This is a genomic window from Kallipyga massiliensis ph2, assembly GCF_000311985.1.
GTDB lineage: Bacteria > Bacillota > Clostridia > Tissierellales > Peptoniphilaceae > Kallipyga > Kallipyga massiliensis.
Genome location: NZ_HE978585.1, coordinates 348,294 through 375,283, shown reverse-complemented (window position 1 = coordinate 375,283; position 26,990 = coordinate 348,294). Strand labels below are relative to the sequence as shown.

The window sequence follows — 26,990 nt, the reverse complement described above, 5'->3', positions numbered from 1 at the left end:
GAGTAAAATAAAATGAGTTTAACGTATAAAATTGCATCAGGAATAGTAAGACTGCTTGGTTTCAAAAAGATATTTTTAAAGAATAAAGAGGAGATGCTGGAGTACGCAAAAGGAGAAAATGCCAAAGTTGTATTTGACCAAGGCAAGGCAATGAGAAGGGCAAAGAGAAGGAAGTATCATCTTTTTGATCGAGACGTGATGGGATATCGGCTTCTTTCTTATCAAAATAATCTAACCCCGGCCAAGGGGGCAGTCCTCTATCTCTTCGGCGGAGGAATGATCACTCAGCCGAATCCCTTGGATTTTCCATTGGCGGAAAGAATCATGGAAAAGACGGGAAAAGATGTTTGGTTCCTATTTTATCCACTTTGTTCAGAGGAGGTAAAGGTGGATAAAAACTATGAAGTTTGTTTTGAAACTTATCGGTTAATGACAGAAACTTATAGGGCGGAAAATATCAGCGTACTTGGATTTTCATCAGGCGCTTGTCTAGCCATCGGAATTTTCTTACATAATAATGCTTTAGGCAGACCCCTTACAATGCCCGGTAAAATCATTTCCGTTTCACCGGGAGGAATTCCCGATGTCAATCTTGATGAGAATAAAGAAATATGGGAAAAAGTAAATGCCCTTAACTATAAAGACATTATGATTGAACCTACATATATTAAAACGGCACGAGAAATAGCAAAGGGAGATGAGGATTTACCTGAATATATGTTAGACGGAACGGTGGGAGATTTTACCGACTTTCCGAAAATTTACTTTTATTATGGAGAAAATGAATGCCTTTATGCCTTTGCGGGTGAGTTTAGAAAAGCAATGGAAAAATACCATGTTCCCTATGAAATCATTGTAGGCAAAGGAATGTGCCACTGTTATCCTATGGCGAGGTTTTTTAGAGAAGGAAGAGAGGCCCAAGATCAAATCATTGAACTATTGAGATCTTGACCGAAAGATGAAGAAGGGATTTGGAAATCCATGCTTTTCATTGAAACCGTCATTTTATGCTCTGCATTTTTTGCCCTTTGTTTCTTGGCTACCGGCACGGATGAGAAAAATTTAAAACAGTACATGTCCTATCCTGATGAGGTTCAAAAGCGAATCAAAGAGATTGAAGAGTATCAGGGGAAATACAAGGAAACAGGCAGATTTACCGCGAGGATTGCGAATTTTTTACTATTCGCTATCTTATTTTTATTGTTGGGCATTTTCATCCGTCAGACAAATTTTATGCATAACTTTATTCGTTTGCTGATTTTAGGTGAAACCTTAAATATTTTTGACCTCTTCGTTATTGACCTACTATGGTGGAGAAATACAAAGAGAATTAGGTTATCAAAAATACCCCAAAAGGAGCTCTACCAAAATCCCAAAAAGCACATTGAAGCTTTTTCTAGAGCCTTGGTTTTGTATTTCCTTGTTGCGGTGGTTGATGGATATCTATTGACTCTGTTTTGAAAAATAACCATAGGAGAGTGTTTTTGGGCGTTGAAAGAACTTGCATCGGGTCTTGCTTATCAAGTAGAACGAGACTAGGAAAATTTACACCAACGTAGTTGACATAATGAAAGAGAATATTGCTTCCATTTCCGCAATGATTTATACCTTGAGAGAGGAGGTAAACGAAATTGATAAAAACACTTGCTATGTTACTCATCATCTGCTTATTGGCATCAATTATGATGATGAATTTTATACTTATTATACCGAAATTTGGCTCGAAACATTTCGGCGCACCTGATGACATCAAAGTGATGATGAGTAAGTTGCCAGATAAACCGATTTGGGTCAATATCATCGGTGGACTTATCATGATACTTGGACTGCTAGCTATTGCAGGCGTTCTGGTCTGGGCAATTGTTGATACAGTAAAATTTCATCTAACTTTTCAGCAAGCCTTTCTTAGATTTTTAATCCTATTTGAAGGCTATAAACTTTTTGATATTATCTTTTTTGATTACCTCATGCTTACCAAGTTAAAATTACCGACCAAAGTGTACCCAGAGACGTCTGGCGCCAAAGGATATGATAATTTTGGGTTTAATGCGAAAAGTCAGATTGTAAGAGTTATCATCTTCTTTTTCGTGAGTCTCCTTTTGGCTTATTTACTTACCGTTCTTCTTTAACGAGAAATTTATAGCTTGGCGACGCTCTTTCCTCACTCCCTTGTCTTATGCTTGACATTCGAGTCTTAATACTGTTGACAAGAGAAAAACGAAGAGTTAGTATTAGCTAACGTAACCGACGATACCGTCGATGGAGGAAATGATGCGAGTGATTAAATCAAAAAGGGAGCGTAAAAAGGAAATTATGGAAGCGGCGAAGTCTGTCTTCCTAGAAAAAGGTTTTGAAAAAACCACCATGGAAGATATCATTGCAGGAACCTCCCTTTCCAAGGGTGGTTTCTACCACTACTATACTTCCACCACCGATATCCTCCACGACCTCATGATTGAAGGCATCGCCTACCGCATTAACATCATTAAGCAGACGGTTGGTCAAGCCTCTTCATGGGATGACGAAAGTTTGATCAGTATGATGGTGGATAAGGTTTTGGATGCAAGCGACCTCATGAGCCTTTATGTGATCTTCCTTCAGGCCTCCCAGAGAAATCAGGCTCTGAGAGATCTTTTTCAGGAATTGAAGCAGGATAACCGTGCCATGTATGAAGAAAGTTTTGGCACGGAATCGCAAAAAGCTATGGAATATTTCTACTCCGATCTCCTGCTCCATTTCATGAACACTATTATGTTGGGATCAGAAATACTAGGTGCCCGGGAAGTTTTCCGTAAAAACCGGCCGCTTTTTGTGGCTATGATGAAGCTAGCCTTGGACTATGTGCGGGAGGGCAAGATGAGAACCTAAAAATTTTTGCCACAATGTTAGCCAATACTAACTATCGAACCGTTTTTTGATTGTTTATTTGAGCTTAACTAGAAAGGAGTTTTCTATGTCCGTTTACAAAAAAATGAAACCCTACGTGCCCGGCATGGGAGGCATTCTCACTCTAGCCTTCTTACTTATTATCGGATCTTCTCTTGCCCTCATTGCCGAGTACCAGGCAATTTACTTGTTTTTAGAGAAGATTTTGGTCGAATCCGGCCTGGAGGGGCTAGCCCATTTGGTCACCATCCTTTGCCTTTGTGCCATGGCCTACGCCATAATCTACTTTTTCGGATGTATGGCCACCCATCTGATCGCCTTCCGCCTGGAGGCTAACTTGAAAAAAGCCGGCATGGATGCCCTTTTGGAGGCACCCTCGGCCTTTTTTGACAAGTATCCATCCGGGAAAATCCGGAAGATGCTGGATGATAATACAGCCTTAACCCATACCAGCGTGGCCCATCTCTTGCCGGATATGGCCGCCGCCTTCCTTGTCCCCCTCTTTGGCCTCATTTTGGCCGGAATGATCGACTGGAGGCTCTGCGTCTTTATGGTTTTAACCATCGTTGTTGGTGGCTTTATTGGCAGCAAGATGATGGGGGAATCCACCTTCATGGGCGAATATATGCAGGCTCAGGAGGCTATGGGGGCTCATGCCGTGGAATATGTTCGCAATATGGGCGTGGTCAAGATTTTTAATGCTAACGTCAAGTCCATGAAGAACTTTTATGATTCCATCGCCAGCTATGCGGACAAGGTGCTGGCCTACAGCATGTCCTGCCGGCTTCCCTACGTGACCTTCCAAACCTTTTTCAACTCCGTCTACCTCTTGCTCATTCCCTTGGCCTTCTTTTTCCTGGCCCGGGGGGAAGATCCCGAACTCTACCTGACCAAGGCCATCTTTTATGTCCTCTTTTGCGACATCATCTTCGTGGCCTTCATGAAGATTATGTATGTGGGCATGCATTCCTACCTGGCCTCATCCTCCATCGAAAAGATCGAAAGCCTGATCAAGGAAATGCAGACCGGCAAGCTGGCCTCTGGCTCCGTTGACCAAGCCAAGGACTGTGCCATCGACTTCAAGCACGTCTCTTTTGCCTATGAAAAAGACAAGGTTTTAGAGGACTTGAGCTTTCATCTGGATGGGGGAAAGACCTACGCCCTGGTCGGCTCTTCCGGCGGGGGCAAGTCCACCTTGGCCAAGCTCATTTCCGGCTTCTATCCGATCCAGGAGGGGGAAATCCTCATTGGTGGCAGGGCTCTATCGGATTATTCTGAATTGGCCCGAACCCAGATGTTGGCCATGGTCTTTCAAAATGCCAAGCTCTTTAAGACCACAATCTACGACAATGTCAAAATCGGCAATCCGGCGGCTTCTCGGGATGAAGTCATGGAAGCCTTGAAGCTGGCTCGCTGCGAAGAGATTTTGGACAAATTCCCTGACCGAGAAAATACCTTGATCGGCTCCAAGGGCGTCCACCTGTCCGGTGGTGAGACCCAGCGCATTGCCATCGCCCGGGCTATCCTGAAAAATGCCCCTATCATCATTCTGGATGAAGCTTCGGCAGCAGCCGACCCGGAAAATGAATATGAAATCCAGCAAGCCTTCAGCAACCTCATGAAGGGAAAAACTGTTATCATGATTGCCCACCGGCTCTCTTCCATCCGCCAGGCGGATGAAATTCTGGTCGTGGATGAAGGGAAGATTATCGAGCGGGGCAGCCACCAGGCTTTAATGGAAAGAAATGGCCGTTATGCCTATCTGCAGGGCCTCTATGCCCAAGCCAATGACTGGAGGGTAGCCTAATGAAAAGAAAATTACAAGAAACCTTTGTCCTAACCGAAAAAGGGGCTAGGGGCATGATGCGGGCATCATTCGCTTCCTTTTGCGTGAACATCACCTATATGGCAGCCATGATGGCCTTTTTTGCCTTTGCCCAGGACCTTTTGACCGATGGAAAGCTAAGCCACCTGCCCTTATATCTCCTGGCCGTGGTCGTCATTGTGGTCCTCATGTATCTAGCCTTGGATTTTGAGTATCGGGCCACCTACAATACGACCTACGCGGAATCTCGGGACCTGCGCATAGCCATTGCTGATACCATGAAAGAACTCCCCCTGAGCTATTTTGCCAAACATGACTTGTCCGATCTGGCCCAGACCATGATGCAGGATGTCTTTGATATGGAGCATGCTTTTTCCCATGCAGTACCCCAGGCCATCGGAGCGGGGATCTTTTTGGTCATCATGGTCATCATGATTTTAATCAGCAATTTCTGGATTGGCCTGGCCATTCTTATCCCCACGGCAGTCAGCCTTGCCATCATCCTTCTTTCCAAACGCTATCAAAAAAACTTTGTGAAAAAGTTCTATAACCAAAGCCGGAAAAATGTGGAAATCATCCAGGATGCCATCGAAATGCAGGAAGAAATTCGCTCCTACAACCTGGTGGGTGAGAAAAGACGGGAAATTCACCAGGCCATACGGGCAGCCGAAAAAATGCACATGCAAGCCGAAGTGGGTCAGGGCATTCCGGTTATGTCGGCCATGACTATTGCCAAACTAGCCCTGGCCAGCACGATCCTGACCGTGGCCTATTTCATGGTCAAGGGCCAGATGACGGCCCTCTATGCTATTGGCTATATGATCGCCGCGACTCGCCTGACCTCCGCCATGGACGGCGTCAGCATGAACATCGCTGAACTCTTTCATATTGATGTTCGAGTCGATCGTATCAAGGAGCTCAAAAACACACCGGTCCAAAGGGGACAGGAAGTGGAACTGAAAAACTTTGATATCGAAGTGAAGGACCTCTCCTTTGCTTATGGAAAAAATCCGGTTTTAAATGGCGTAAATTTCTCGGCTAAGCAGGGGGAAGTCACAGCCTTGGTTGGACCTTCAGGGTCGGGCAAAACCACCATGATCCGTCTCCTTTCCCGCCTTTACGATGTTGACCAAGGCGAAATTACCATTGGCGGTCATTCCCTAAAAGACATCGCCCCGGACTGCCTCTATCGGCAGATTTCCATGGTTTTTCAGGATGTAACCCTCTTTAATGGGACGGTCATGGAAAATATCCGCATTGGTCGCAAAAACGCCAGTGATGAAGAAGTCATGGAAGCGGCCAGGAAGGCCCACTGCGAAGACTTTATCTTAAAACTTCCCGAGGGCTACCAAACCCTGATCGGGGAGAACGGCAGTAAGCTTTCAGGAGGGGAAAGGCAAAGACTATCCATTGCCCGGGCCTTCTTAAAGGATGCCCCCATCCTCCTCCTGGACGAAATTTCAGCTTCCCTTGATGTGGAAAATGAGATGGCCATTCAAAAGAGCTTGAATGCCCTGATGAAAGACAAGACCGTGGTCATCATCTCCCACCGGATGAAGTCGATTGAAAATGTGGATCAAATTGTCGTCTTTGAAGAAGGCCGGGTGAATGGCATAGGTCGTCATGAGGAACTGATGACCAGCTCAGCGCTTTATCGGAACTTGGTTGAGAAGTCGAGTTTGACGGAAGCGTATGTTTATTAGAAAGAAACAATCTGTAGACACCCATCCGGTCCTCTCAATCCATGTTGGAGCCCTAACTTTGATGGTGCGAGAGCCGCGGACTGCAGGCTAAGTGGCTCGACATAGTGTTGGTTTGGGAAAAAGTCAAAACCACCACTATGGTTTTGGGCCTAGAATAGTGTTGGTTTTGAGAAATCAGTAAACCAACACTATTGTTTTCGGGCCTAGGATAGTGTTGGTTTTGAGAAATCAGCAAACCACCACTATTTTTTGCTCGCTAAAGTAGTGGCGATTCGTCAAAAACACTAAATCAACACTATTGAGGCGGGGAAAAGCACAGTGGTAATTCGCCAAAAACGCAAAACCAACACTATATGCGCCGGATAAGGGTCTGAATTTAAAGATGCGAGAGCCGCGGACTACAGGCTGAGCGGCAAGCCGCCGACGGCGGAGACAGTAGTATTGATGTCAAGAAAATAAAATTAAAAAAATCAAATGGACCAAAACAATTAGAAGAAGAAAATTATAGGAGAAAAGTTATGGAGCATAATTGCGCTATCATTAAAGCTAAAAAAGCATTTAGATATAGAGCAGCAGCCATCATAGTAGAAGAGGGATGCGTGCTACTTGCAAGAAATGATGAGGATGACTATTACTATTCGGTTGGCGGAGCGGTTCACATGGGCGAGACATCAGAAGAAGCCGTGAAGAGAGAAGTATTTGAAGAGACAGGTTTTAATTACGAAGTCGATCAACTTGCCGTGATACATGAGAACTTCTTCATCGGAAGCTCTGGCTTAAAAGGAGTAGACTTTCATGAGCTTACATTCTACTATATGATGAAGCCCATGGGCAAAAGAGACTTTACAAGCCAAAGCACTACAGAGTCAGGCGCTAAAGAGACAATGCATTGGGTGCCTATAGATGAGCTTGATAAATGCAAGGCATACCCGACATTTCTTAAAGAATATCTTAAATCGGAGCATAGTGGAATAGAGCATATAATTTCAGATGAAAGATATTAATGAATTCCACTATTATGGCAATAGATTGTTCCATAAACATTATTTCATAAAAATTGACAAATAACCGCCAATGGTATATTATAATAATTAACAGTACCCGACACGCCTCTTAACAATGCGGACCAAGTCGGGTCTTTTGATTATAAGGAGTAATAGCGTGAAGAAATCTCATCAAGCTCCCATAGATGTAAACGAGCAAATAGAAAATTTAATATCTTTAGATTTATAAATAGAAGATAAAGATTATGCAAAAAGTGTGCTTAACAGAGTATCTTATTATAGGCTCGTCAAGGCCTATAGTATAACTTTAAAAGAAAATGGAAAGTACATAGAAGCAACTACTTTTGAAAATATAGTTGACCTATATTTATTTGATATGGAACTTAGACATATTTTGTTTTCGTTGATAGAGCATATAGAAGTTCATTTAAGAGCTGTAATTACCAATTACTTTTCATTAAAATATGGGAATTTTGGATATAAAGATTTAAGTAACTATAAGAAAAAGAATTTTCAGAAGAGTACCATAAAGGAACTAGAAAGAGAAATAAAAAGAAATAAGAAATCGCCATTTATACATAACTTCGAAAAAAATTATGAAGGCGGAGAGATTCCATTCTATGCTGTAATAGAGGTAGCAAGTTTTGGCACACTTTCTAAAATGTACAAGAATATGGTTAATGAAGATAAGAAAGAGATTGCCAAAGAATTCGAGGTTGACTATATTTATTTAGAATCTTGGATTGAGAACTTGTCTTATGTCAGAAATATATGTGCTCATTATGGCAGATTGTATGGAGCTAAATTAACCAAGACTCCAAAGTTGTATAAAGAATATTTAAACCAAGGAATATCTAATAATACCATTTTTGCTAGTATAATTAATCTTAAGATTCTAGCTGAAGATGACTATTACGATAAATTTCATAGTGACTTGTTGGAAATAATTAACAAATATCCATCAGCAGAATTAAATCACCTAGGGTTCATTCGTAATTGGCAAAGTATTATTTAATTTTAAAAAATAATATAAAATTAAATAATTACTAAACATATAGCTATTTAATAATGGATGTTCTACTTACATGCTGGACGATTATTTGTTAAATATATGTGGGGGTGTATAGAAACATGACTGAGAAAATTAGATTTGAAAATTTACCTAAATTGCTTAAAAGCATGAAACAAAAAGATTGGATAATAGATAGTTTTTTATTTAGATATAAAAAGGAAGACTATGCAGTAATTTTAAAGACTTATAACAAAAAAGAAAGAAAACCAAATAATTTTGCTGTTGCAAAGTTAGAATTCATTAAAACATCAGATGCTAGCAATTCAATACATGCTTATTGTGATTTTTATGAAGTTTCTTTTGATTCTGTGGCAGAGTTTGCTGATTTTTTTAATATAGAAATTAAAAATGCAAATAGAAATTTGTTTTTAGATTTTTCAAAAATATTTTCTAAATATATTCCTGATAAAAAAGTTGATAATAAGTCAGAATTATTATGTAAACTGCAAGGCTCAAGATGTGAAGGTAATGATCCTGATTCTATATATTGTTACGATGTAAGGCGTAATGGAGAGACAGACGGCTTATCTAATGTTAGAACTATAGAAAATAGTAATAAAGCTCGTACATTAAGACCTTTCTTATATGAGAAGTATAAAGAAGACACAAATCTTAGTTTCTTTTTCTCGCCTAATCCTGAGGACGAGAATTCCGATGAGGAAATTATTTCAAGGGTTGCTAGTAGATCATATTAAAATTAATTAACATATTCCCACATACGAGGCTTTTGAAAAGTTTCAAAATTTATCCATACTGACCACTCAAACCATGTGGAGGTGATCGTATTGATGTCAAGGGAAGGGTGAAAAGCGTTGAAATCAAGGGCTCTGGAGGATTGTGAAATTTTGAAAGAAGCAAGCAAGCGAATTTACGAAAAACAGAATTTGGACTTGGCTGGGGATAGTTGAGTGGACTCGATAGATAGCAGGCCGTTTTTCGACTCTTGAGTCCGTGCGATGGATATTTTGGGTCTCATGAGTCTGTGGGATGGATGAATATTGGGGTTGAAGCTGTGAGTCAGATGTCTATGGGTGGGGGAATGAGCAATAGACCGATTTTAAGGAGGAAAATCTATGGGAAGAAAAATTAGAGTAAGCGGAAAAGGCAAACTTTCTGTAAGACCGGATACCATTTGCCTGGCCATCAAGGCTGAAGGGGTTTTCCCAGATTATGAAAAAACGATCAAAGAGTCTGCTGACCAGACAAGAGTACTGAGGAAATCGATGGAAAAATCAGGGCTTTCAGGTAAGGAACTCAAAACAACACATTTTTCCATTCAATCCGAATATGAAAGTTATCGAAACAAGAATGATGATTATAAGAGGAGATTTGTAGGCTACAAATTTGAGCACCATACCGAGATCAAATTTCCGAATGATAACGAGCAGTTAGGGCGCGCGCTGTATGAACTATCCCATTGCCCAGTTGAGGTGGAATTTTCGATTTGTTATACGGTTTCAAATCCGGGAGACGTAAGAAATGAGCTACTCAGGAAAGCTGTTAAAGATTCCAAAGTGAAAGCAGAGATTTTGGCTGAGTCTGCGGGAGTAAATCTGGGAGAGATTAAACGCATTGATTATTCATGGGGAGAGCTGCAAATCGTTTCACACCCTATTGACAAGTTCATGGCGAAACCTATGTTATTAGAATCCAGAGCATCTTATGACATCGATATCGAGGCGGATGATATTGATGTTGATGATACGGTGACGATTGAGTGGGAAATTAATTAATGTTATCAAAAGCCGAGTAGCTATTGTGCTCGGTTTTGCTCTTTCACCATCATGCTCGTCCCAGACTTAGCATGAAATTCCAGCCTCTCGTCCATCACCGAGATTCCACGATGTACTGGCGGACAAGCTTATCTTCAAATTCTAGCACCTCCACGTCCTGCGTTTTGTAGAGCGTTTCGAAAAGGTGGTAACAAAAAAAGACAGGGAAGCAACCTATTATCGAATTTATGTAAACAACTACATGGTTTTCTATGTGGTTCAGGGGATGACTATGGAAGTGCGACGCATTCTTTATGGCCGGCAGGACTGGAAAAAACATTGATAGGTAAACCGGTAGAATACGAAAAAGATGTTCGATGGCTGAGCGGCAACGTAGAATGGCTTGGAGAATAGAAGAAGTGAATATCAAAGAAGAATTATTTGCATTACAGGATGTTTCATATGCGGACTTTCAGGCGAATTTGATTCCGAATATTCCGCGGGAGCTGATTATCGGAGTCAGGGTTCCGGAGGCCAGAAGGCTGGCGAAAAGGCTTGCCAGGGAAGCGGGAGTCTCACAATTTCTGAAAGATTTGCCGCATACATACTATGATGAAAATATGCTTCACGGACTCCTTCTTTCGGAAATGAAGGATTATGTTGCCTGCATTGTGGCAGTTGATACTTTTCTGCCCTACGTAGATAATTGGGCTGTTTGCGATATCATGTCCCCTAAGATTTTCAAGAAGCATAAAACAGCGCTTTTGGAAAAGATCAAAGAATGGTCCGCATCGGAAAAGGCCTATACTTGCCGCTTTGGCAAAGCAATGGGATACGACCATTAAATACATCGAAGATCAGCGCTTAGATCCATGGACTCATAACAAGGCAATACAAAAAGCCCGTGAAAGTCAGAGCATTACCCCGGAACAAAAAGAGTATTTAAAGTCACTGAAACGATAACAATTTTCGTTTGCAGCGATCTTTGACTTGCACCATTATACGAATTTTTTTTTGCCAGCTTTTATCCTGCTAAGAATGCTATGGAAATTTTCAATCTTTCTATAAAGCGATAGGTTTATCGGGTGACTCCCATGGTAGTCCGGTTAATGTATATTTTCGGTAAATAAGGAGAATCCCTAATAATGATCACAAGCTATATCCCCAAAATTGAAGACCTGTGGTTTAAAGAGACCATGTTGGCAGATCCGGACACCATGTCATATAACCATGCCTGGGGTGGTACGATTTCTTTTCCTGAGGAGAAATGGCACACCTGGTATGAGCGCTGGATCAAAAACCCGGAAAACAAGCGATATTATCGATACCTGAAGGATGACTCAGGCTGCTTTATAGGAGAGATTGCTTATCATTACGATGAAGATCTTGACATTTATTTAGCAAACGTAATAGTTCATGCACTTTACCGAAACAAAGGTTATGGTAGCCAAGGTCTGGATTTACTGTGTGCTGCCGCTAAGGAGCATGGCATCCGGTTTCTTTTTGATAATATCGCTATAGATAACGCAGCTGTTTCACTTTTTCTTAAGCATGGCTTTGTAGAAGATTACAGAGACAATGATGTTGTTATGTTAAAAAGAGAACTCTAGGCCGGTTTGTGAAAGCTCCAGGTCACCTAAACGCAAGAAAGGGAACTTATGGAATAAAAAGCAGAGAGCAATAGCGACTGTTATAAAATATAATTTTAGATTAGTCGAAAACAGAAGTCCTGCGATGGCATATACCGAAAGAGCTATAAAAATACCGATTTGACCCATGATATTTTCGGTGGAAACGGTGAAATTCAGAGTATTGTCTCAAGCCATGTTGAGAGTGTGGTATTGATATCAAAGGAGAAGTCATAAGACGCCACGAAGGCCTGTATTTACAGCCTTTTTCAGGGAAATGACTGTTATATCGAGGCATGAAAATCACGACAAAACCCCTCTGTTCCAACTTATCGAGAGGAAACTGAGGAGGCTTGAGTGAGCGATTTAGATGTTGCCAAATTGAGTGGGAGGGATGTGATTTCTCAGAACCGAAAAGCCCTGCAAGCTTATTTTTGCAAGGATGCCGTTATCCGTTGGCATTGCACAAACGAGAAATTTAGTGTTCAGGAGTATATCAAAGTCAACTGTGATTATCCGGGCGAATGGGATGGAGAAATAGAGCGTATTGAAAAAGCCGGAGAAACACTGATCACAGCTGTGCGTGTTTTCCCAAAAGGCATGAGCGCGTCATTCCATGCCGTCATTTTTATTAAGCTCAAAGATGATCTGATCTCCGAGATGGATGAATATTGGGCGGATGATGGTGAAGTGCCTGAGTGGAGATTGAACATGAAGATCGGGACATCAATTCAATAAATTGGGTTTGAATAATAGGTGACAATTATGATAAAAAATATAGCAATCGTAAGCCTTTCCGCCGGAACAATAGGAGAAGACTTTGTCGAGCATGAGGTGGAGATCGGTAAAAAAAGGCTGAAAGACCTTGGACTTAACGTAATATTTATGCCGAATGCCCTTAAAGGAATTGAATATTTAAAGAATCATCCGGAAAACCGCGCAACTGATCTTTTGCAGGCGTTCAGAGACCCGGATATCGATATGATACTTTGTGCTATCGGCGGTGATGATACATATCGCTTGTTGCCGTATTTATTTGAACATGAGGAGTTGGCTTCCGCCATTTCGAAAAAAGTATTTCTTGGTTTTTCTGATACAACAATCAATCATTTGATGTTGAATAAAGTCGGGTTAAACACATTCTACGGGCAGTCTTTTCTTGCGGACATCTGTGAGCTGGAGAAGGAGATGCTTCCTTATACGAAAAAATATTTTGAAGAAATAATTCAATCCGGAAAGATAAAAGAAATAAAGCCCAGCGAGGTGTGGTATGAAGGCAGGAAAAATTTCGGCATTGATCAGATTGGAAAACCCTTAAAGTCTCATTCGAATCTCGGGTTTGAGCTGCTTCAGGGCAGCTCGGTATTCTCGGGCGAGATACTCGGAGGCTGTATTGACTCACTTTATGACATCTTTAATGGTGACCGATATGCTGATATGCCGGTTCTTTGCAGTAAATACGCACTATTTCCGAAAAAAGAGGAGTGGGAGGGCAGAATTCTGCTGTTGGAGTCCAGCGAAGAAAAAATGCCTCCTGAGAAATACAGAAAAGCACTTACTGTATTGAAGGATACGGGTATCTTTGATGTCGTTTCAGGCATTCTGGTGGGGAAACCGATAGATGAAGCATATGCGGAGGAATATAGGGAAATACTGGTAGATGTCATTGAAAATCCGAATTTGCCCCTGGTGTTTAATATCAATGTTGGACATGCACAGCCACGATGTATTATACCATTTGGCGTGAAGGCGACAGTCGATGTGGAACATCAGGTAATCAGGTTTGAAGAATGAGGGAGACAAAGATGTGCGAAGAATGCTATTCAACGGACAGTAGGGTAACTCATTTATTAAACCCGTCAGATTGCCTGGAAAACCATACACAGCATATTTGCGGTACCTGCGGACGTTGCATCTATATTGAGCGGGATTCCAAGGGAGGACTGCAAAGATGGAATTTTCCGTTCAAATCGTTGGAAATCGCAAATTTGTATTTAAGAACTGCGGATTACATGGCCAAAAAATCATGCGGTATTTATGAGCTGAAAAGTGAAAGCGACAGAGTCTCATATAAGATTTTCGCTGATCAGGAAGACCTGCGGGACTACTTAAAAAAGATTAAAGGTAAACGCTGCGAAGGAATGGCTCCTATATTCAGAGCGTAAGAATACAAGGAGTATCTCAATACGCAGGCAAGAAGAATAACGGCTGACGAAATACAAAAGTATATGTCGGAACGATAAATTTAGAATTTGGAGGAGGATATATCTTGGAAATCATAAGAATAGTATTACCGGTAATATTAGTAAGTTTGCTTGCAATTTGCGCAATAAATCTTGCTAAGAAAAAATCAAAGAATACTTACAAAAAAGAGGAACAAAAAGCAGAAAATTACATGTCTGAAGGTATGGCTATCGGAATGTGTCTGGGAACAGCTGTTGGCATATCATTAGGCAAAGACAATTTGGCTATTGGTATGTCTATTGGGATGCTGTTGGGTATGATTGCAGGGATGAATTATAAGAAATAGACAAATTCAAATTTTGAATGGCTTTACGGAAGACTCGGATCTACATTCTCCGACATCATTTCTTTTGCAAACTTCCATCCTGCAAGGAGCGTTAAGACCAAGTTCTTGATGTAGGGTTATCATCAGGGTAGTCTTGATGTCAAGAGTGAAGGACTAAACTGTAAAAAAAGGCTTGAAATTAGGGAATTCCTAAGAAAAGCCTGGACACAAAAACGAAATGTATTGAAGCCGGAATCACCCAGGCAAGGCTTGCAAAGGAAATCAGTACATCCGCTCCCTATGTGAACAGGGTGATACGCAGCAAGGAAACCATCGTCAACAACACGCTTGTCAAGATGATGGAAGCTCTGGGGTACGATATCGAGTTAAGGTATGTGAGGCGAGAAGAATGATTTTTATGAAAATTGTATTAGTGAGCTGTAGGGAAAGTATAACAAATGGAAATTAGATATATATCACATTCAGATGATAGATTGGCTATCAGCAAAATTTACGAAGATAGTTGGAAACATGCCTACAAAGGGATAATTCCACAAGAATATCTTAATTCAATTCCTGAGGGAAGATGGTCAAAGAACTTTGATATACCCGGATGGAAGACACTTGTTTGTATTGACGATGGAAAGTTTATCGGCACAAGCAGCTTTTGCAGGTCCCGTTTTGAGAAGTTTTCTGAGTGTGGCGAAATCATTTCAATATATTTTCTTCCCGAATATATGGGAAAGGGCTACGGGAAAAAGCTTCTTGAAGCAACTATTTTAGAACTTAACAAGCTTGGTTTTGATGAACTGTTCTTATGGGTGCTTCATGACAATATTGCGGCTAAAAATTTCTATGAGCATTTTGGGTTTCTCCAAACAGAGGATTATCTGGATGATACTATTGGGGGCAAAAAGCTTCGTGAAGTAAGATTTATTTATAGAAATAAATAAAAAATTTACATTGGAATTTTTGAACGGAGGAACTCAGTCGAAATCAACTTAGTTCTTGGGCTTTAGTTGGAAAGGAAATAAAGCAGGTAAGTTAATTGAACAATAGATTATCACTGCGACGGTAGCGGTTTATGCCACAAATGAATAAATGCGGCAAATTCAGTTTTGGGAAATCTCTGATAAGAGAAAAATGAAATTACTGTCGATTCGTAGCAGTGATATTGCGTTTACTATGGGCGCATATGGACGGTTGCTGGAAGAATCCATAAAGCACGAGTTTGAGATTTATCTATTTTAATGAAAAGAACATTTAACTTATGAGGTTTTTATGAGAGAAAAAGAAGAAATAATACGTTTGTGGTTTGAGATGTGGATAATTCAACGAGATTTAGGTATGGATCATATTTTTTCAGAAAATGTGGTTTACACAGAAAGCTGGGGACCACAATATTATGATTTGCAAACAGTAAAACACTGGTTTAAAGAGTGGAATACGAGAGGGAAAGTTTTGGTATGGGAAATTAAGCAATTTTTTCATAAAGAAAATCAGACGATCGTTGAATGGTATTTCAAAAATGAAATGCATACAGGTAAAACAGAAGAATTTGACGGAATTTCTTTGATTGAATGGACGGCTGATAATAAGATAAAATTTTTAAAAGAATATGGATGCAATCGAAGTAACTACAACCCTTATCAGCAAAGCAGCGATCCTGAATTTAGAGATGAAAGAGTAAATTGGTTTTGATGTCGTCAACGAGCAAATCCTAAGTGATATGAATAATTATGCTAATTAATCAGCCTTCGATTCGCACCCTTCAACGACATTCCTTTTGCCAGCTTCCCTCATGCAACGAGCGTTAAGAGTCATTTCTTGATGTATGGTTATCATCAGGGTAGTCTTGATACATGTTGAAGCCCTAACACTACTTTCACGCGATTAGCGTAGCTAATCGATGTGAAAGTAGATGTAGGTCTCATGCCAAGGCGGCCCGCGAAGTCAAGCAGAGCGCAGGCTGAGCGGCAAGCCGCCGACGGCTGAGACGGTCTGTCTAATGGAGCGAGATTCGTGAGGACGGCCTAAGCGGAAAGCCGCCGACGGCGGAAGCCCTAACTTTGATGGTGCGAGCTCCGCAGAGGGTAGGCGGTCCGATGTAGTGTTTGTTTTGGGAAATATGGCAAACCACCACTCGTGTTTTTGGGGGATAGTCGTGTTGGTTTGGGAAAAACAGCCAAACCACCACTATTGTTTTCGAGCCTAGAGTAGTGTTGGTTTTGAAAAATCAGCCAACCAACACTATTTTTTGCTCTAAACTACTCCCAAAGGTAGTGGTGATTCGTCAAAAAACGCTAAACTAACACTATTGAGGTGGGAAAAGCATAGTGTTGATTCGCCAAAAACGCCAAACCAACACTAATGAGGCGGGAAAAGCATAGTGTTGATTTACCAAAAAAAGCCAAACCACCACGATATGCCCAAGATAAGGCCCTAACTTTGATGGGACGAGATCCGCGGAGGGAAGGGTAGGCGGAAAACCGCCAACGGCGGAGACGCTCTGTCTGATGTCATGGGAGAGCTGAAGGTCATCCAATAACGAAACGAGTTATTTTAGAATGAATTTATCTAAGATATGCCGCTTTTTTAAATATTAAATGAGGATAGTTATGTATAGTACGAAAAATATTTCCAAGATAGATGCGCATATCCATTTGATTCCCGACGATGTCATTCAAGCAAATCGCGATTTTGACGGAAAGTTTATTGTGAATGGCTCAGTGAAAGAGTACATGTCTATGATGAAGATGTACAGTATTGAAAAAGCATTCATTATGCCATTTAATGACCCATACATGCTTTCAATGAGTTTTACAGTGGAAGCTGTCCATGATAATTTATTGAAAATAGCAAGTCAATATCCGGGGGTTCTTTATTGCTTTGCTGATATTGATATTAATAAAGATATACATGAGACACTTCAAGAATTTGATCGAATATTTACATATGAGAGCTTTATTGGTATTAAACTTCATCCAACAAATACTGGGTATCCCATTGATGGCTCCTATAATGAGAAGATATTCGAATATGCTCAAGCAAATCACATTCCTATTGAAATACATTCCTATCCAAGAGAAAGCGTAAAAGATGATGTTTGCTCTCCAGTTCGGATTAAAAAAATGGTAGAAAAGTATCCTAAGGTAAGGGTTTCCATTGCTCATATGGGAGGTTTCCAATTTAATGAACTAATAGGGACAGATGTCTATGTGAATATATCAGCAATACTAACTGATTTAGTTAATAGGTACGGTTTAATAAAAACTAACGAAATAATACGTGCATATGGGATTGATAAAGTTATCTTTGCTAGTGATTATCCCGATAATAGAGTATTGAGCCCCAATGATATTTATGACAAGTATTTTGAAATATTAGATAAAATGGATTTTGATCGAGACGAAATCGAAAAAATCTGCAGAGATAATGCATTAACCTTATTTGGATCCAAGATGAAGAAATGATAGTGAAATTAATAAAAATTATCATTTCCCATAATTTGATAACACCATTTTGGAGGTGAGTTATGGAATATACTTTTGAAAAACTAAACAGAGATAATTTCAGTTAGTATTTTGATTATTTATTATTGGCTACTAGATTGGAACCAGAACTTATGTGTTCCTCTGATATAAATGAAGAAGAACTTTGTGAAAGATTAGATGATGAATTAGCAAAAAGAAGCACTTCAATATTGGCTATGGATGAAGATAGAGTGGTTGGAAGAATAGAATATCATTTTTATTCATGTTTTCAGGATGGATATAGAATATGCTATGTCGACTGGCTATATGTATTACCAAAGAATAGAAATAAAGGGATAGCAAAAAAGCTGTTTAATGAAATGATTAAAGATTGCATTAACCATAATGTTGATGAAATTCGATTAATAAGAGCTACAAATAAAAATGCATGTGACTTTTACGATAGTTTTCAATCTGCCAAGCTTTGTGAATTTCCATTTTTTATACAACATTTACATTAGGATATTTGGTCTATTCGGTATCGTGTCTCCGAAGATTTCCAAGAAGAACAAAGCGCCGCTTTAGAATTGAGATGTTAATGTCTTGCTTTCTTGATGATAAGATTTGATCCGCCCCTCCAAAGACATATAAAATGGCGTGTTATATGCCTATCACGCATATATCTATTGATTTTTTGCCTTTTCACTATTATGATATTTATGAAAGGCAGGTGATTGATTCATGGCTAAAGTAAGTACAAATATCAACCTTGATCCGGTTCTTAAGAAAGAGTCTCAAGCTTTATTTAAAGATCTCGGTATGGATCTCACAACGGCAGTAACCATTTTTCTAAAACAATCGGTTAGGGAGCAGGCGATTCCGTTCGCCATTAAGCGCGATATGCCAAACGATGAAACTATTGCAGCGCTTGATGAGTACGACGAGATGAAAGCGAATCCTAAGAACTACAAGCGTTACGATTCTTGTTCGGATGCACTTAACGAGGTACTCAATGCTTAAAGTCATCCTATCCAAACGCTTCAAGAAAGATTTGAAGCTTGCCCAAAAAAGAGGACTTGATCTTCATCTGCTCAATGATGTCGTGGATTTGCTGGCTCAAGAAAAAGTGCTTCCTGAGCACAACAAGGATCACGCCTTAACCGGCAAGTATGCCGTATTTCGAGAATGTCATATTAAGCCGGACTGGTTGCTGATTTATCGTGTGGGTCTCGTGTCATAATTATGACAACGGCAGATAGTAACGATGGATACTGGGGTTCACGCCCGCTACTAAAAAAATAAAACAATAGATTGGAGGTAAAAATGGATTTTAAAATAAGGGAAGCACTTCCAAAAGATGCTGAACAAATTTTATTACACACAAAAATTTGTGGAGGCGAAACAGATAATTTAAGCTATGGAGAAGAAGGATTTAGTTTTACTCTGAAGCAAGAAACGTTGTTTTTAGAAAATTTATTAAAAAGTCATAACCAAATATTATTTGTTGCAGAAGTTGATAACAAGATTGTTGGTACAGCAAATTATACGACTTCAAATATAAAGCGATTATCTCATCGAGGTAGTATCGGTTTATGTGTTCAGAGAGCATATTGGAATCAAGGAATAGCTACTTCATTCATGGAAAACTTAATAAAATTCGGTAAAGAAGAAGCAAAAGCTAAAATAATTTCTTTAGGAGTTAGAAGTGACAACGAAGCGGCTATTCACTTATATAAAAAATTTGGATTTGAAAAGATTGGAACCTTTGAAGGATATTATGAGATAGATAATGAACTCATTGATGTTGATTATATGAATTTAAAGCTTTAGATCTAACTCTATATATGGAAATAGGTTAAGTCTATTTTAGTTAACAACCCACCTGAAGTGAATTAGAATTAGGCTCTAAATACATTGATATAGCTATACGAGAACAAAACACCATATTTGATACATTTTAACGGCATCGCCGCTTAGGGTACGAACCTAATACTAAGGGGTACGAAAATTTAGTATGTGGTACGAAAATTAATAAGCTCACAGCGATGTTCATCCTAAAATTAAACTAAGAGGCATTACGCGTTACAAGAATCTTGTTCTATCTGGCAGGGTTCTTTTTTATGCAATATTAGGCGAATTGCCATTACCGCATAAAATTCTTGACAAACAAGTTAGTCTATGATAACTTGCTATTTACCGAGAATAATCTCGGTAAGGAGAGGGGAATGATGGTCAGAGAACGATTAGATCCGGAAATGCGTAAGGAAGACATTCAAAAGGCTGCTATGGCACTCTTTTCTTCTAAGGGCTTTAACAATACGACAATGGATGATGTTCGTGAAAAATCCGGTTTATCAGCCGGCGGATTATACTACTACTACAAAAATACGGCAGAAATCCTCTACGACATTATGGACAGAGGAAGCAGGATGCGTGAAGCGACGGTAACAAACACGGTTCAACATATGGGGAACAAGCTTACACCACATATCTTGGCTGAAGTTGTCGTCGATAAAATGTTGGCGAATAATCCTTTTACGCCTATCTATGTCATGTTTCTTGGTGAGATTAAGAAAAATGAACAGCTTAACGCATTATATGAAAAACTCAAGAGGGATTCGATTACTTACTTTAAGCATTTTATGAATGGGTACGACTGCGGATTGCTTACTGATGATGACTATGAATTTGTAACGAATCTCATCAATGCAAGCTTGTTATCCTGTGAAATTTTAGATACGCGTGAAAATTTTCTAAAGAACAGACAGCACTTGGTATCCATGCTTGAAGGTTATTTTACTCGTTCGACTTCTCAGTAAGCGGAAGTTTCCGGACTCTAAAATCTTCCATCAATTTCAGCATTTCATTCATTTACTAAGGAGGTTTTTTGATATGAACTTATTGAAAAAGTACATCGCCAAAAATAAGACCGGCTACTTTTTCTCGGTTCTTTTTGCCGTTTTGGGTGTACTGGCAGGACTTTTTACCTATGTGCTCTTGAGCAAAATGATCATTGCCCTCATTGCAGGGAATACAGATTTTGCTTTTTATACTAAAGGAGTCCTCAGTATTCTCGCGCTGCTGTGCGCAAAAGAAGTTTTTATGGGTATTTCCACCACGATTTCTCATACGGCGACCTATGGTGCTTTGTGTGAAATCAGGCGAGATATCATGGACAAACTTTTCAAAATGCCGTTAGGAAACATTTTGAATTTAAGCACAGGAAAGCTAAAAGATGTCATCGTGAATCAAGTTGACAGCATGGAGACAACCCTGGCTCACCTGATTCCTGAAATGACCGCTAATATTGTTGGCCCGGTTTTACTTCTTGTTTACATGTTTGTACTCGATTGGCGCGTTTCGCTCTTGGCACTGGTTCCTCTTGTGATCGGCATGTTTTTTATGGCCGGCCCGATGAAGCGCATGCCTAAAATGTTTCCCAAAGCAGTCAAAATTGGTCAAGACATGAACAACTCGATTGTGGAATATATCAACGGCATTGAGGTCATTAAGTCTTTTAATCAAGGCGATACATCCTATAAAAAATACAGCGATAATGTTTATGCCAAAGCAGATTATTACTGCAAGTGGATGGGCTTGAACAACAACGATTATGCGGTGAGCATGTCGCTTGCACCGATGGGTATTTTAACCATCATTCCGTTTGGCCTTTTCTTCTGTATGCAAGGTAGCCTAAGCGGCGCTCATCTTTTGATGTTGATTATTTTATCGTTTGGCACAATCTCAAATATCATGCAGGTGATGTCTTATGAGGACGATATGGGTCGCATCAAAACCATTGCCGGTGAGATTGAAAAAGTTCTCAACTCAAAAGAGTTATCCCACGCAACCGGTACACAAAACATTTCACGCTATGACATCACTTTCGATCACGTGAATTTCTCTTACGATGACAACAAACAGGTTATCAAGGATGTCAATCTGCACATCAATGAAGGTAGTGTCAATGCACTCGTCGGGTATTCTGGCTCAGGGAAATCGACCGTTGCAAAGCTCCTCGCCGGATTTTGGGATACCGATAGTGGCACCATAACAATTGGTGGCATAGCTCTCAAGGATATGCCTTTAGAACAGCTTTCGGATGCTATTTCTTATGTATCTCAAGACAATTATTTGTTTGATATTTCCATCAAAGATAATATTCGCATCGGCAAAAAAGATGCAACGGATGAGGAAATTATAGAAATCGCTAAAAAATCGGGCTGCCACGATTTCATTATGAAGCTCTCACAAGGCTATGAAACGGTTGCCGGAGAAGGTGGCGGGCATCTCTCCGGCGGAGAGCGCCAGCGCATCTCTATTGCACGCGCCATGCTCAAAGATGCACCGATTGTAATTTTGGATGAAGCCACTTCCTATATCGATCCAGAAAATGAAGCTATTTTGCAAGATGCCATCGCCACATTGGTAAAAGGCAAAACACTCATTATTATCGCCCATCGACTGAAAACCATTGCAGATGTGGATCAAATATTTGTAATCCATGATGGACATGTTGAAAATCACGGAACACACGATGAACTATTAAAAGATTCTCCGGTTTACCAAGAATTGTGGAGTGCGGCCATGCGAGGTGAAGAAAATGATTAATACATTTAAGAAGTTATGGAAATTTGCAGAGCGTGAGCAAGGAATGATTCGCTCCTCGGTGATCTGGAGTTTTTTGGGCGCGATTTTTAACGTTTTTCAATTTATGGCCATCTATTTGGTCATTGCGGCGATTATAAAGCAGGAAATTACGTGGCAGACGATTGGTATGTGCAGCGCATTCTTATTGCTTTCCTTACTGGGCATCATTATTTCTAAGAAAAATTCCATGCTTAAGCAAACGCATGCCGGCTATTTTACAGCCGCAAATAAGCGTATCGCTATGGGAGAAAAAATCAAAAAAGTGCCAATGGGCTTTTTCAATGATTTTAGCTTAGGAAATTTAACGGCCATTGCGACGACAAAGTTGGACAGTCTCGAAACTTGGGTGCCCACACTTTTTATTATGGTATTCGGCGGTCTACTTGTAACCGTGGTATTTATCCTGTCTCTTTTTATGCTGCATTGGAAAATTGCACTCATTGCTATCGCTGGGTCTTTGATTTTCTTGGCGGCGGCCGCTTTAATGCAGCAAAGATCTAAAAAGAGTTCGGATCGAGTTTCTGTTGTACAAAACGATCTCACGAAAGAAGTGCTGGCAACCTTGCAAGGTATGCAGATCATCAAGTCCTACAACTTGGGCGGACAAAATAACAACAAGCTGGATCAAAGTTTTGAAGAAACAAAAAAATCGACGTTGAGCCTTGAAAAGGCCGTTACACCTTACACGGTACTGCAGAAAATCATCATTGCGATCACGATTTCGGTTATGATTGCCACAGCACTTTCATGCTACTTTTCGGGAGAGCTTTCTTTGGACTATACCATCATGACGCTGGTTGCCAGTTTTGTGATTTTTAACAGTTTATTGGCTTCTGGTAGTGCTATGGCCATGCTTAGAACCATTGACAACGCGATGGATTCTTATGATTACGTCAATCAAATGCAAGATATGCCGGAAGGTCATATCAATGATGCACTTCAGCAACACGATATTGAATTTAAAAATGTTTCCTTTGCCTATGGCGAAAAGCCAATCTTAAATAATGTGTCTTGCTATATCCCCGAAAGATCAATGACGGCTATCGTAGGGCCGTCTGGTTCAGGAAAAACAACTTTTTGCAATTTGATCTCTCGCTTTTGGGATGTCAATTCAGGAGAGATTCGCCTTGGAGGAAAGAACATAAAAGATTACTCCCTCGAAAATCTCATGAATCATATTTCGATGGTCTTCCAAGATGTCTATCTTTTTGCCGACACGATTGAAAACAACATTAAATTCGGATGCCCAAATGCCACCCGCGATGATGTGATTGCGGCGGCAAAAAAGGCCCAGTGCCATGACTTTATTTCCGCCTTGCCCGATGGCTATCAGAGCATGATCGGAGAAGGTGGAACAAGTCTTTCCGGCGGTGAAAAACAGCGCATCTCCATTGCCAGAGCAATGCTGAAAGATGCACCGATTATCATCTTTGACGAAGCTACTGCAAATGTTGATCCGGAAAACGAAGATAAGCTGAAAGCAGCCATTGAAGCCCTTACTCAAAACAAAACCGTCATCATGATCGCACACCGCTTGAAGACGATCCGTAATGCAAACCGGATTTTGGTACTGAACAAAGCAGGGATTGAGCAGTGCGGCACACATGATGAATTGATGCTGCAAGGAGGTCTTTATCGAGATCTTATCGAATCGAGAAGCAAGGCGGAAAGCTGGAGATTCGCAAATTAAAGTTTGGAACTAACAACAACATCTTCGACATAAAAATGATTGTGCCTGATGTTGTCGAAAATTAAATGTTCAGAAAGGAATTTTATGATGAAAATAAAAAATGTTGTACAGATCGCCGTATTGGCAGTAATTGGCTGTGTTGTCGCCTTTGGAATCAGTATGCTGACGGGACTTTTAGGCATGGCTGCCCTCTACATTTCAGCCGGGTTTGCCGCTTTTGTGATCGGACCGACCTTTGTGATTGCGGCTCGAAAAGTACAAAAGCGTGGCACAGCGCTTCTCTTTTGGGTTGTGCTTGGGTTGGTATATGCAATTTTAGGTTATGGGATCATGATTCCGATTACTCTGATTGCAGGGATTGTCTGCGAGCTGATTATCGGAAAGTACGATCATAGCAAACGCATCGCCATTGCTTTTAGTGTTGCCATGTTTATCGATTCGATGCACAGCATTCTTTTAACAAAAATTTTAGGCGTCGAAGGTTTAGTAAAATACATGTCATCTACCTTTTCTCCAGAACAAGCAGCACAAATGGTTGCCGCCTATACAAATGAAGTGATTTTGATAGCTGTTGCCGTTAATGTTGTGCTGTGCTTGTTAGCCGGATTTTTCGGAGTATTCATCAACAATAAGTTCTTTGAGAAAAGCACTCAGCAGAGCAAGCTCAAATAAGATGAGCCGATCATTTTCCCGCAGAAAAGATCAAGAGGGATATCTTCATCCGCTTACGCTATTTGCCTTAACGATCCTGTTTTCCTTCTTGGTCTTTACTCGCAATCCATGGTTATATGGAATCACCTGTGCGGCAAGCTTTTTAATCTTGCTGTCTCGTTCCGCTCGAACCTGCATAAAAAATCTCGTTTTTTATGCAGGTATATTCGGTGTGGCAGTGCTTCTGGCTCATATCTCGTCAGGTTTTACAACAGGAGCTTTTTTAGGACTTGCTATTTTAATTCTTCAGTTGTTTCCGATCATGAATATTGGTCGTGCACTGGTCATGACAAGTTCGACTAAAATTTTTACGGCTATGCGCCAGTTGCATTTACCCATAAGTCTATCGGTCGGTCTTGTTACCGCGCTGCGCTTTCTTGACGAAATACTGCTTAGACTTAAGGAAATTAAAGCCGGAATAAAAATCCGCGGTTTTCATGCTTCACTTTTGCACCCCGTCCGTACTTTTGAGCTGTACTTTGTTCCTTTGGTATATAAATGTCTGCATGTCAGCGAAACTCTCGTCTCTTCAATTATTGCCAAAGGTATCGAGTATGAAGGAGAAAAAACCAGTTATTATGATATGCGCTTTAAATTCGCAGATGGCATCAGCCTGTTTGCCGGCGTGGCGCTTTTGGGAGTTGCACTATGGACATCATGAAAGTCAATATTGAGCGCTTCAATTATCAAGGCGCAGAGAAGGCATCTTTGCATGATATTCATTTTATGATTACCGAAGGAGAACTCATCGTGCTCACCGGTAATTCCGGCTGCGGAAAAACAACGCTTACCAGAGTGATGAACGGACTCATACCGGATCAGTATGAAGGAACACTGGATGGTAAAGTCACATTATTGGGTCAAAACTTGCATGATTTTAAGAAGGGTACCTTGGCTAAGGTCATCGGCAACGTATTTCAAAATCCATCCGATCAATTCTTTACCCGCAAGGCAGAAGATGAGGTCGCCCTTGTCGGAGAGAACCTCGGCATGCCGCAGGCGGAACTGAGAAAACGTGTGAAGAAAGCTTTTGAGTACATGAGCATTCCTCATCTCATGGATAAAAATTTGAATGAGCTTTCTGGCGGCGAAAAGCAGCGGGTAGCTATTGCTTCAACCTTGGTTTATGACACAAAGATTATTTTCTTTGATGAGCCTTCAGCTTCCCTTGATCAAGAAGGGATCCGCGATTTGCAAAACATCCTCAAATTGCTTAAAGCGTCGGGTAGAACCATCGTCATTGCCGAACACCGACTGTATTTTTTGAAAGAACTCTACGATAAGCTTTATGTCATGAAAGACGGAACTTTTATCAAAGAGTTTGATGCCGGAGAACTTAAGACTTCCGATTGCAAAGACTTCGGACTTCGGACAATCGACTTTTCCGCACTTGTTCCGCAAAACATGGCAAAGATGAAACAACGTATTTTTTATGCGAATGACGTTCATGTGTCCGTTGGGAAAAAGCAGCTGATATCCGGCCTGTCCTTTGATCTTCATGCCAGTGAAATCATTGGTATTGTCGGTGCCAACGGCATCGGGAAAAGCAGCTTGGGGCGGGTCTTATGCGGTCTTAACGGCAAAAGACAAGAGATTTCATGGGGAAAAACTCAAAGAGAGCGCCTTAAGAATGCCTACTACATGATGCAAGATGCAGATTATCAGCTGTTTTTTGATACCGTGGAAAATGAGGTGCTTGCAAACAGGAAAAAAGCAGATGAAGCTTATTTGACGGCTGTCTCTCATATCATTAAGCATATTGATCTTTGGGACAAACGCAGCGAACATCCCCAAAACCTATCCGGCGGACAAAAGCAAAGGCTGGCTTTAATCAATGCTTTTTTGAGCGAAAAGCAAATTCTTGTCTTGGATGAGCCGACCAGCGGTTTGGATTATATGCATATGGATAAAATCGCCGAGCTTATCTTTGAACTTTCCAAAGGTCGCCCGACAATGATTATTACGCATGACATCGAGCTCTTGCTTAAGGTCTGCCGTACGGTTCTTTTGCTTAAGCATGACGGGTACGAGAAACTTGATTTACAGACGGATGATTGCCGCAAGCTTATTTCTTATTTTGAGCATATGATGAAATAAGAATGGCTGAGAGTGTGCTTTGTTGCATAA

At 40.5% G+C, this 26,990-nt stretch carries 28 protein-coding genes and 2 pseudogenes; all 30 read left to right on the top strand.

Annotation, left to right across the window (positions count from 1 at the left end; all coding sequences use genetic code 11):
• The first annotated feature begins 12 nt into the window (after nucleotides 1-12).
• The 30 genes and pseudogenes from HGKM_RS01635 to HGKM_RS01500 all read left to right on the top strand — a co-directional run bounded on the left by HGKM_RS01635 (nucleotide 13) and on the right by HGKM_RS01500 (nucleotide 26,960).
• The gene (locus tag HGKM_RS01635) at nucleotides 13-951 is read left to right on the top strand and encodes an alpha/beta hydrolase (protein WP_019133578.1); all 939 of its coding nucleotides are present in this window, start codon (nucleotides 13-15) and stop codon (nucleotides 949-951) included.
• Between the two features lie 30 nt (nucleotides 952-981).
• A complete protein-coding gene (locus HGKM_RS01630; RefSeq protein ID WP_019133577.1) occupies nucleotides 982-1,461 on the top strand; it encodes a hypothetical protein in 480 nt (159 codons plus the stop codon).
• 173 nt (nucleotides 1,462-1,634) lie between these two features.
• A complete protein-coding gene (locus HGKM_RS01625) occupies nucleotides 1,635-2,129 on the top strand; it encodes a hypothetical protein (RefSeq protein ID WP_034579242.1) in 495 nt (164 codons plus the stop codon).
• Between the two features lie 142 nt (nucleotides 2,130-2,271).
• Nucleotides 2,272-2,868 carry a TetR/AcrR family transcriptional regulator gene (locus HGKM_RS01620; RefSeq protein ID WP_019133575.1) on the top strand — a complete coding sequence of 199 codons (597 nt, stop codon included), beginning with the start codon at nucleotides 2,272-2,274 and terminating at the stop codon, nucleotides 2,866-2,868.
• An 85-nt stretch (nucleotides 2,869-2,953) separates the two neighbouring features.
• Nucleotides 2,954-4,693: an ABC transporter ATP-binding protein gene (locus tag HGKM_RS01615; protein ID WP_019133574.1), complete on the top strand. Its 1,740-nt coding sequence runs from the start codon at nucleotides 2,954-2,956 to the stop codon at nucleotides 4,691-4,693.
• Complete coding sequence (locus HGKM_RS01610) at nucleotides 4,693-6,414, top strand: ABC transporter ATP-binding protein (RefSeq protein ID WP_019133573.1); 1,722 nt, start codon at nucleotides 4,693-4,695, stop codon at nucleotides 6,412-6,414. Before HGKM_RS01615 ends, HGKM_RS01610 begins: the two co-directional genes overlap by 1 nt.
• A gap of 518 nt (nucleotides 6,415-6,932) precedes the next feature.
• On the top strand, nucleotides 6,933-7,418 hold the full coding sequence (locus HGKM_RS01605) for an NUDIX hydrolase (RefSeq protein ID WP_019133572.1): 486 nt from the start codon (nucleotides 6,933-6,935) through the stop codon (nucleotides 7,416-7,418).
• A 256-nt stretch (nucleotides 7,419-7,674) separates the two neighbouring features.
• Nucleotides 7,675-8,433, top strand: coding sequence for an Abi family protein (locus tag HGKM_RS01600; RefSeq protein WP_019133571.1), 759 nt, complete (start codon nucleotides 7,675-7,677; stop codon nucleotides 8,431-8,433).
• A gap of 116 nt (nucleotides 8,434-8,549) precedes the next feature.
• The gene (locus tag HGKM_RS01595; protein WP_019133570.1) at nucleotides 8,550-9,185 is read left to right on the top strand and encodes a DUF6037 family protein; all 636 of its coding nucleotides are present in this window, start codon (nucleotides 8,550-8,552) and stop codon (nucleotides 9,183-9,185) included.
• A 378-nt stretch (nucleotides 9,186-9,563) separates the two neighbouring features.
• Nucleotides 9,564-10,223: an SIMPL domain-containing protein gene (locus tag HGKM_RS01590; RefSeq protein WP_019133569.1), complete on the top strand. Its 660-nt coding sequence runs from the start codon at nucleotides 9,564-9,566 to the stop codon at nucleotides 10,221-10,223.
• A 398-nt stretch (nucleotides 10,224-10,621) separates the two neighbouring features.
• Nucleotides 10,622-11,165, top strand: a pseudogene (locus HGKM_RS01585) (DNA alkylation repair protein).
• Nucleotides 11,166-11,347: 182 nt separating this feature from the next.
• Nucleotides 11,348-11,812 (top strand): GNAT family N-acetyltransferase, encoded by a 465-nt coding sequence (locus HGKM_RS01580; RefSeq protein ID WP_019133567.1) that lies wholly within the window; start codon nucleotides 11,348-11,350, stop codon nucleotides 11,810-11,812.
• 375 nt (nucleotides 11,813-12,187) lie between these two features.
• Nucleotides 12,188-12,568: a hypothetical protein gene (locus HGKM_RS01575; protein WP_019133566.1), complete on the top strand. Its 381-nt coding sequence runs from the start codon at nucleotides 12,188-12,190 to the stop codon at nucleotides 12,566-12,568.
• A 27-nt stretch (nucleotides 12,569-12,595) separates the two neighbouring features.
• A complete protein-coding gene (locus HGKM_RS01570) occupies nucleotides 12,596-13,624 on the top strand; it encodes a S66 family peptidase (RefSeq protein ID WP_019133565.1) in 1,029 nt (342 codons plus the stop codon).
• A gap of 11 nt (nucleotides 13,625-13,635) precedes the next feature.
• Nucleotides 13,636-14,073 (top strand): annotated as a pseudogene (locus tag HGKM_RS08975) (hypothetical protein).
• Nucleotides 14,074-14,099: 26 nt separating this feature from the next.
• Nucleotides 14,100-14,360, top strand: a complete 261-nt coding sequence (locus HGKM_RS01560; protein ID WP_019133563.1) for a glycine zipper domain-containing protein — start codon at nucleotides 14,100-14,102, stop codon at nucleotides 14,358-14,360.
• Nucleotides 14,361-14,545: 185 nt separating this feature from the next.
• Nucleotides 14,546-14,752 carry a helix-turn-helix domain-containing protein gene (locus HGKM_RS08460; RefSeq protein WP_081585073.1) on the top strand — a complete coding sequence of 69 codons (207 nt, stop codon included), beginning with the start codon at nucleotides 14,546-14,548 and terminating at the stop codon, nucleotides 14,750-14,752.
• Nucleotides 14,753-14,797: 45 nt separating this feature from the next.
• On the top strand, nucleotides 14,798-15,292 hold the full coding sequence (locus tag HGKM_RS01555) for a GNAT family N-acetyltransferase (RefSeq protein WP_019133562.1): 495 nt from the start codon (nucleotides 14,798-14,800) through the stop codon (nucleotides 15,290-15,292).
• Nucleotides 15,293-15,620: 328 nt separating this feature from the next.
• Nucleotides 15,621-16,040, top strand: coding sequence for a nuclear transport factor 2 family protein (locus HGKM_RS01550; protein WP_019133561.1), 420 nt, complete (start codon nucleotides 15,621-15,623; stop codon nucleotides 16,038-16,040).
• Between the two features lie 917 nt (nucleotides 16,041-16,957).
• Nucleotides 16,958-17,812, top strand: a complete 855-nt coding sequence (locus HGKM_RS01545) for an amidohydrolase family protein (RefSeq protein WP_019133560.1) — start codon at nucleotides 16,958-16,960, stop codon at nucleotides 17,810-17,812.
• A 152-nt stretch (nucleotides 17,813-17,964) separates the two neighbouring features.
• Nucleotides 17,965-18,333: a GNAT family N-acetyltransferase gene (locus HGKM_RS08455; protein ID WP_245550599.1), complete on the top strand. Its 369-nt coding sequence runs from the start codon at nucleotides 17,965-17,967 to the stop codon at nucleotides 18,331-18,333.
• Nucleotides 18,334-18,553: 220 nt separating this feature from the next.
• Entirely contained in the window at nucleotides 18,554-18,832 is a 279-nt protein-coding gene (locus HGKM_RS01540) for a type II toxin-antitoxin system RelB/DinJ family antitoxin (protein WP_019133559.1), read from the top strand.
• Nucleotides 18,825-19,052, top strand: a complete 228-nt coding sequence (locus HGKM_RS01535) for a type II toxin-antitoxin system YafQ family toxin (protein ID WP_019133558.1) — start codon at nucleotides 18,825-18,827, stop codon at nucleotides 19,050-19,052. Before HGKM_RS01540 ends, HGKM_RS01535 begins: the two co-directional genes overlap by 8 nt.
• Before the next feature lie 83 nt (nucleotides 19,053-19,135).
• Nucleotides 19,136-19,642: a GNAT family N-acetyltransferase gene (locus HGKM_RS01530; RefSeq protein ID WP_019133557.1), complete on the top strand. Its 507-nt coding sequence runs from the start codon at nucleotides 19,136-19,138 to the stop codon at nucleotides 19,640-19,642.
• A 395-nt stretch (nucleotides 19,643-20,037) separates the two neighbouring features.
• The gene (locus tag HGKM_RS01525) at nucleotides 20,038-20,631 is read left to right on the top strand and encodes a TetR/AcrR family transcriptional regulator (protein ID WP_019133556.1); all 594 of its coding nucleotides are present in this window, start codon (nucleotides 20,038-20,040) and stop codon (nucleotides 20,629-20,631) included.
• 73 nt (nucleotides 20,632-20,704) lie between these two features.
• On the top strand, nucleotides 20,705-22,423 hold the full coding sequence (locus tag HGKM_RS01520; protein WP_019133555.1) for an ABC transporter ATP-binding protein: 1,719 nt from the start codon (nucleotides 20,705-20,707) through the stop codon (nucleotides 22,421-22,423).
• Nucleotides 22,416-24,152: an ABC transporter ATP-binding protein gene (locus HGKM_RS01515; RefSeq protein WP_019133554.1), complete on the top strand. Its 1,737-nt coding sequence runs from the start codon at nucleotides 22,416-22,418 to the stop codon at nucleotides 24,150-24,152. The genes HGKM_RS01520 and HGKM_RS01515 overlap by 8 nt, the downstream gene beginning before the upstream one ends.
• An 87-nt stretch (nucleotides 24,153-24,239) precedes the next feature.
• Complete coding sequence (locus HGKM_RS01510) at nucleotides 24,240-24,824, top strand: MptD family putative ECF transporter S component (protein WP_034579234.1); 585 nt, start codon at nucleotides 24,240-24,242, stop codon at nucleotides 24,822-24,824.
• Between the two features lies 1 nt (nucleotide 24,825).
• Nucleotides 24,826-25,524: an energy-coupling factor transporter transmembrane component T family protein gene (locus HGKM_RS01505; protein WP_019133552.1), complete on the top strand. Its 699-nt coding sequence runs from the start codon at nucleotides 24,826-24,828 to the stop codon at nucleotides 25,522-25,524.
• Nucleotides 25,512-26,960 carry an ABC transporter ATP-binding protein gene (locus HGKM_RS01500; RefSeq protein WP_019133551.1) on the top strand — a complete coding sequence of 483 codons (1,449 nt, stop codon included), beginning with the start codon at nucleotides 25,512-25,514 and terminating at the stop codon, nucleotides 26,958-26,960. The genes HGKM_RS01505 and HGKM_RS01500 overlap by 13 nt, the downstream gene beginning before the upstream one ends.
• The last annotated feature ends 30 nt before the right edge of the window (nucleotides 26,961-26,990 follow it).

What these genes read in the sequence shown, in the direction of transcription:
- HGKM_RS01635 (WP_019133578.1), top strand. Translation starts at nt 13, where the DNA reads ATGAGTTTAACGTATAAAATTGCATCAGGAATAGTAAGACTGCTTGGT.
- HGKM_RS01630 (WP_019133577.1), top strand. Translation starts at nt 982, where the DNA reads ATGCTTTTCATTGAAACCGTCATTTTATGCTCTGCATTTTTTGCCCTT.
- HGKM_RS01620 (WP_019133575.1), top strand. Translation starts at nt 2,272, where the DNA reads ATGCGAGTGATTAAATCAAAAAGGGAGCGTAAAAAGGAAATTATGGAA.
- HGKM_RS01615 (WP_019133574.1), top strand. Translation starts at nt 2,954, where the DNA reads ATGTCCGTTTACAAAAAAATGAAACCCTACGTGCCCGGCATGGGAGGC.
- HGKM_RS01610 (WP_019133573.1), top strand. Translation starts at nt 4,693, where the DNA reads ATGAAAAGAAAATTACAAGAAACCTTTGTCCTAACCGAAAAAGGGGCT.
- HGKM_RS01605 (WP_019133572.1), top strand. Translation starts at nt 6,933, where the DNA reads ATGGAGCATAATTGCGCTATCATTAAAGCTAAAAAAGCATTTAGATAT.
- HGKM_RS01595 (WP_019133570.1), top strand. Translation starts at nt 8,550, where the DNA reads ATGACTGAGAAAATTAGATTTGAAAATTTACCTAAATTGCTTAAAAGC.
- HGKM_RS01590 (WP_019133569.1), top strand. Translation starts at nt 9,564, where the DNA reads ATGGGAAGAAAAATTAGAGTAAGCGGAAAAGGCAAACTTTCTGTAAGA.
- HGKM_RS01580 (WP_019133567.1), top strand. Translation starts at nt 11,348, where the DNA reads ATGATCACAAGCTATATCCCCAAAATTGAAGACCTGTGGTTTAAAGAG.
- HGKM_RS01570 (WP_019133565.1), top strand. Translation starts at nt 12,596, where the DNA reads ATGATAAAAAATATAGCAATCGTAAGCCTTTCCGCCGGAACAATAGGA.
- HGKM_RS01555 (WP_019133562.1), top strand. Translation starts at nt 14,798, where the DNA reads ATGGAAATTAGATATATATCACATTCAGATGATAGATTGGCTATCAGC.
- HGKM_RS01550 (WP_019133561.1), top strand. Translation starts at nt 15,621, where the DNA reads ATGAGAGAAAAAGAAGAAATAATACGTTTGTGGTTTGAGATGTGGATA.
- HGKM_RS01545 (WP_019133560.1), top strand. Translation starts at nt 16,958, where the DNA reads ATGTATAGTACGAAAAATATTTCCAAGATAGATGCGCATATCCATTTG.
- HGKM_RS08455 (WP_245550599.1), top strand. Translation starts at nt 17,965, where the DNA reads ATGTGTTCCTCTGATATAAATGAAGAAGAACTTTGTGAAAGATTAGAT.
- HGKM_RS01540 (WP_019133559.1), top strand. Translation starts at nt 18,554, where the DNA reads ATGGCTAAAGTAAGTACAAATATCAACCTTGATCCGGTTCTTAAGAAA.
- HGKM_RS01535 (WP_019133558.1), top strand. Translation starts at nt 18,825, where the DNA reads ATGCTTAAAGTCATCCTATCCAAACGCTTCAAGAAAGATTTGAAGCTT.
- HGKM_RS01530 (WP_019133557.1), top strand. Translation starts at nt 19,136, where the DNA reads ATGGATTTTAAAATAAGGGAAGCACTTCCAAAAGATGCTGAACAAATT.
- HGKM_RS01525 (WP_019133556.1), top strand. Translation starts at nt 20,038, where the DNA reads ATGATGGTCAGAGAACGATTAGATCCGGAAATGCGTAAGGAAGACATT.
- HGKM_RS01520 (WP_019133555.1), top strand. Translation starts at nt 20,705, where the DNA reads ATGAACTTATTGAAAAAGTACATCGCCAAAAATAAGACCGGCTACTTT.
- HGKM_RS01515 (WP_019133554.1), top strand. Translation starts at nt 22,416, where the DNA reads ATGATTAATACATTTAAGAAGTTATGGAAATTTGCAGAGCGTGAGCAA.
- HGKM_RS01510 (WP_034579234.1), top strand. Translation starts at nt 24,240, where the DNA reads ATGAAAATAAAAAATGTTGTACAGATCGCCGTATTGGCAGTAATTGGC.
- HGKM_RS01505 (WP_019133552.1), top strand. Translation starts at nt 24,826, where the DNA reads ATGAGCCGATCATTTTCCCGCAGAAAAGATCAAGAGGGATATCTTCAT.
- HGKM_RS01500 (WP_019133551.1), top strand. Translation starts at nt 25,512, where the DNA reads ATGGACATCATGAAAGTCAATATTGAGCGCTTCAATTATCAAGGCGCA.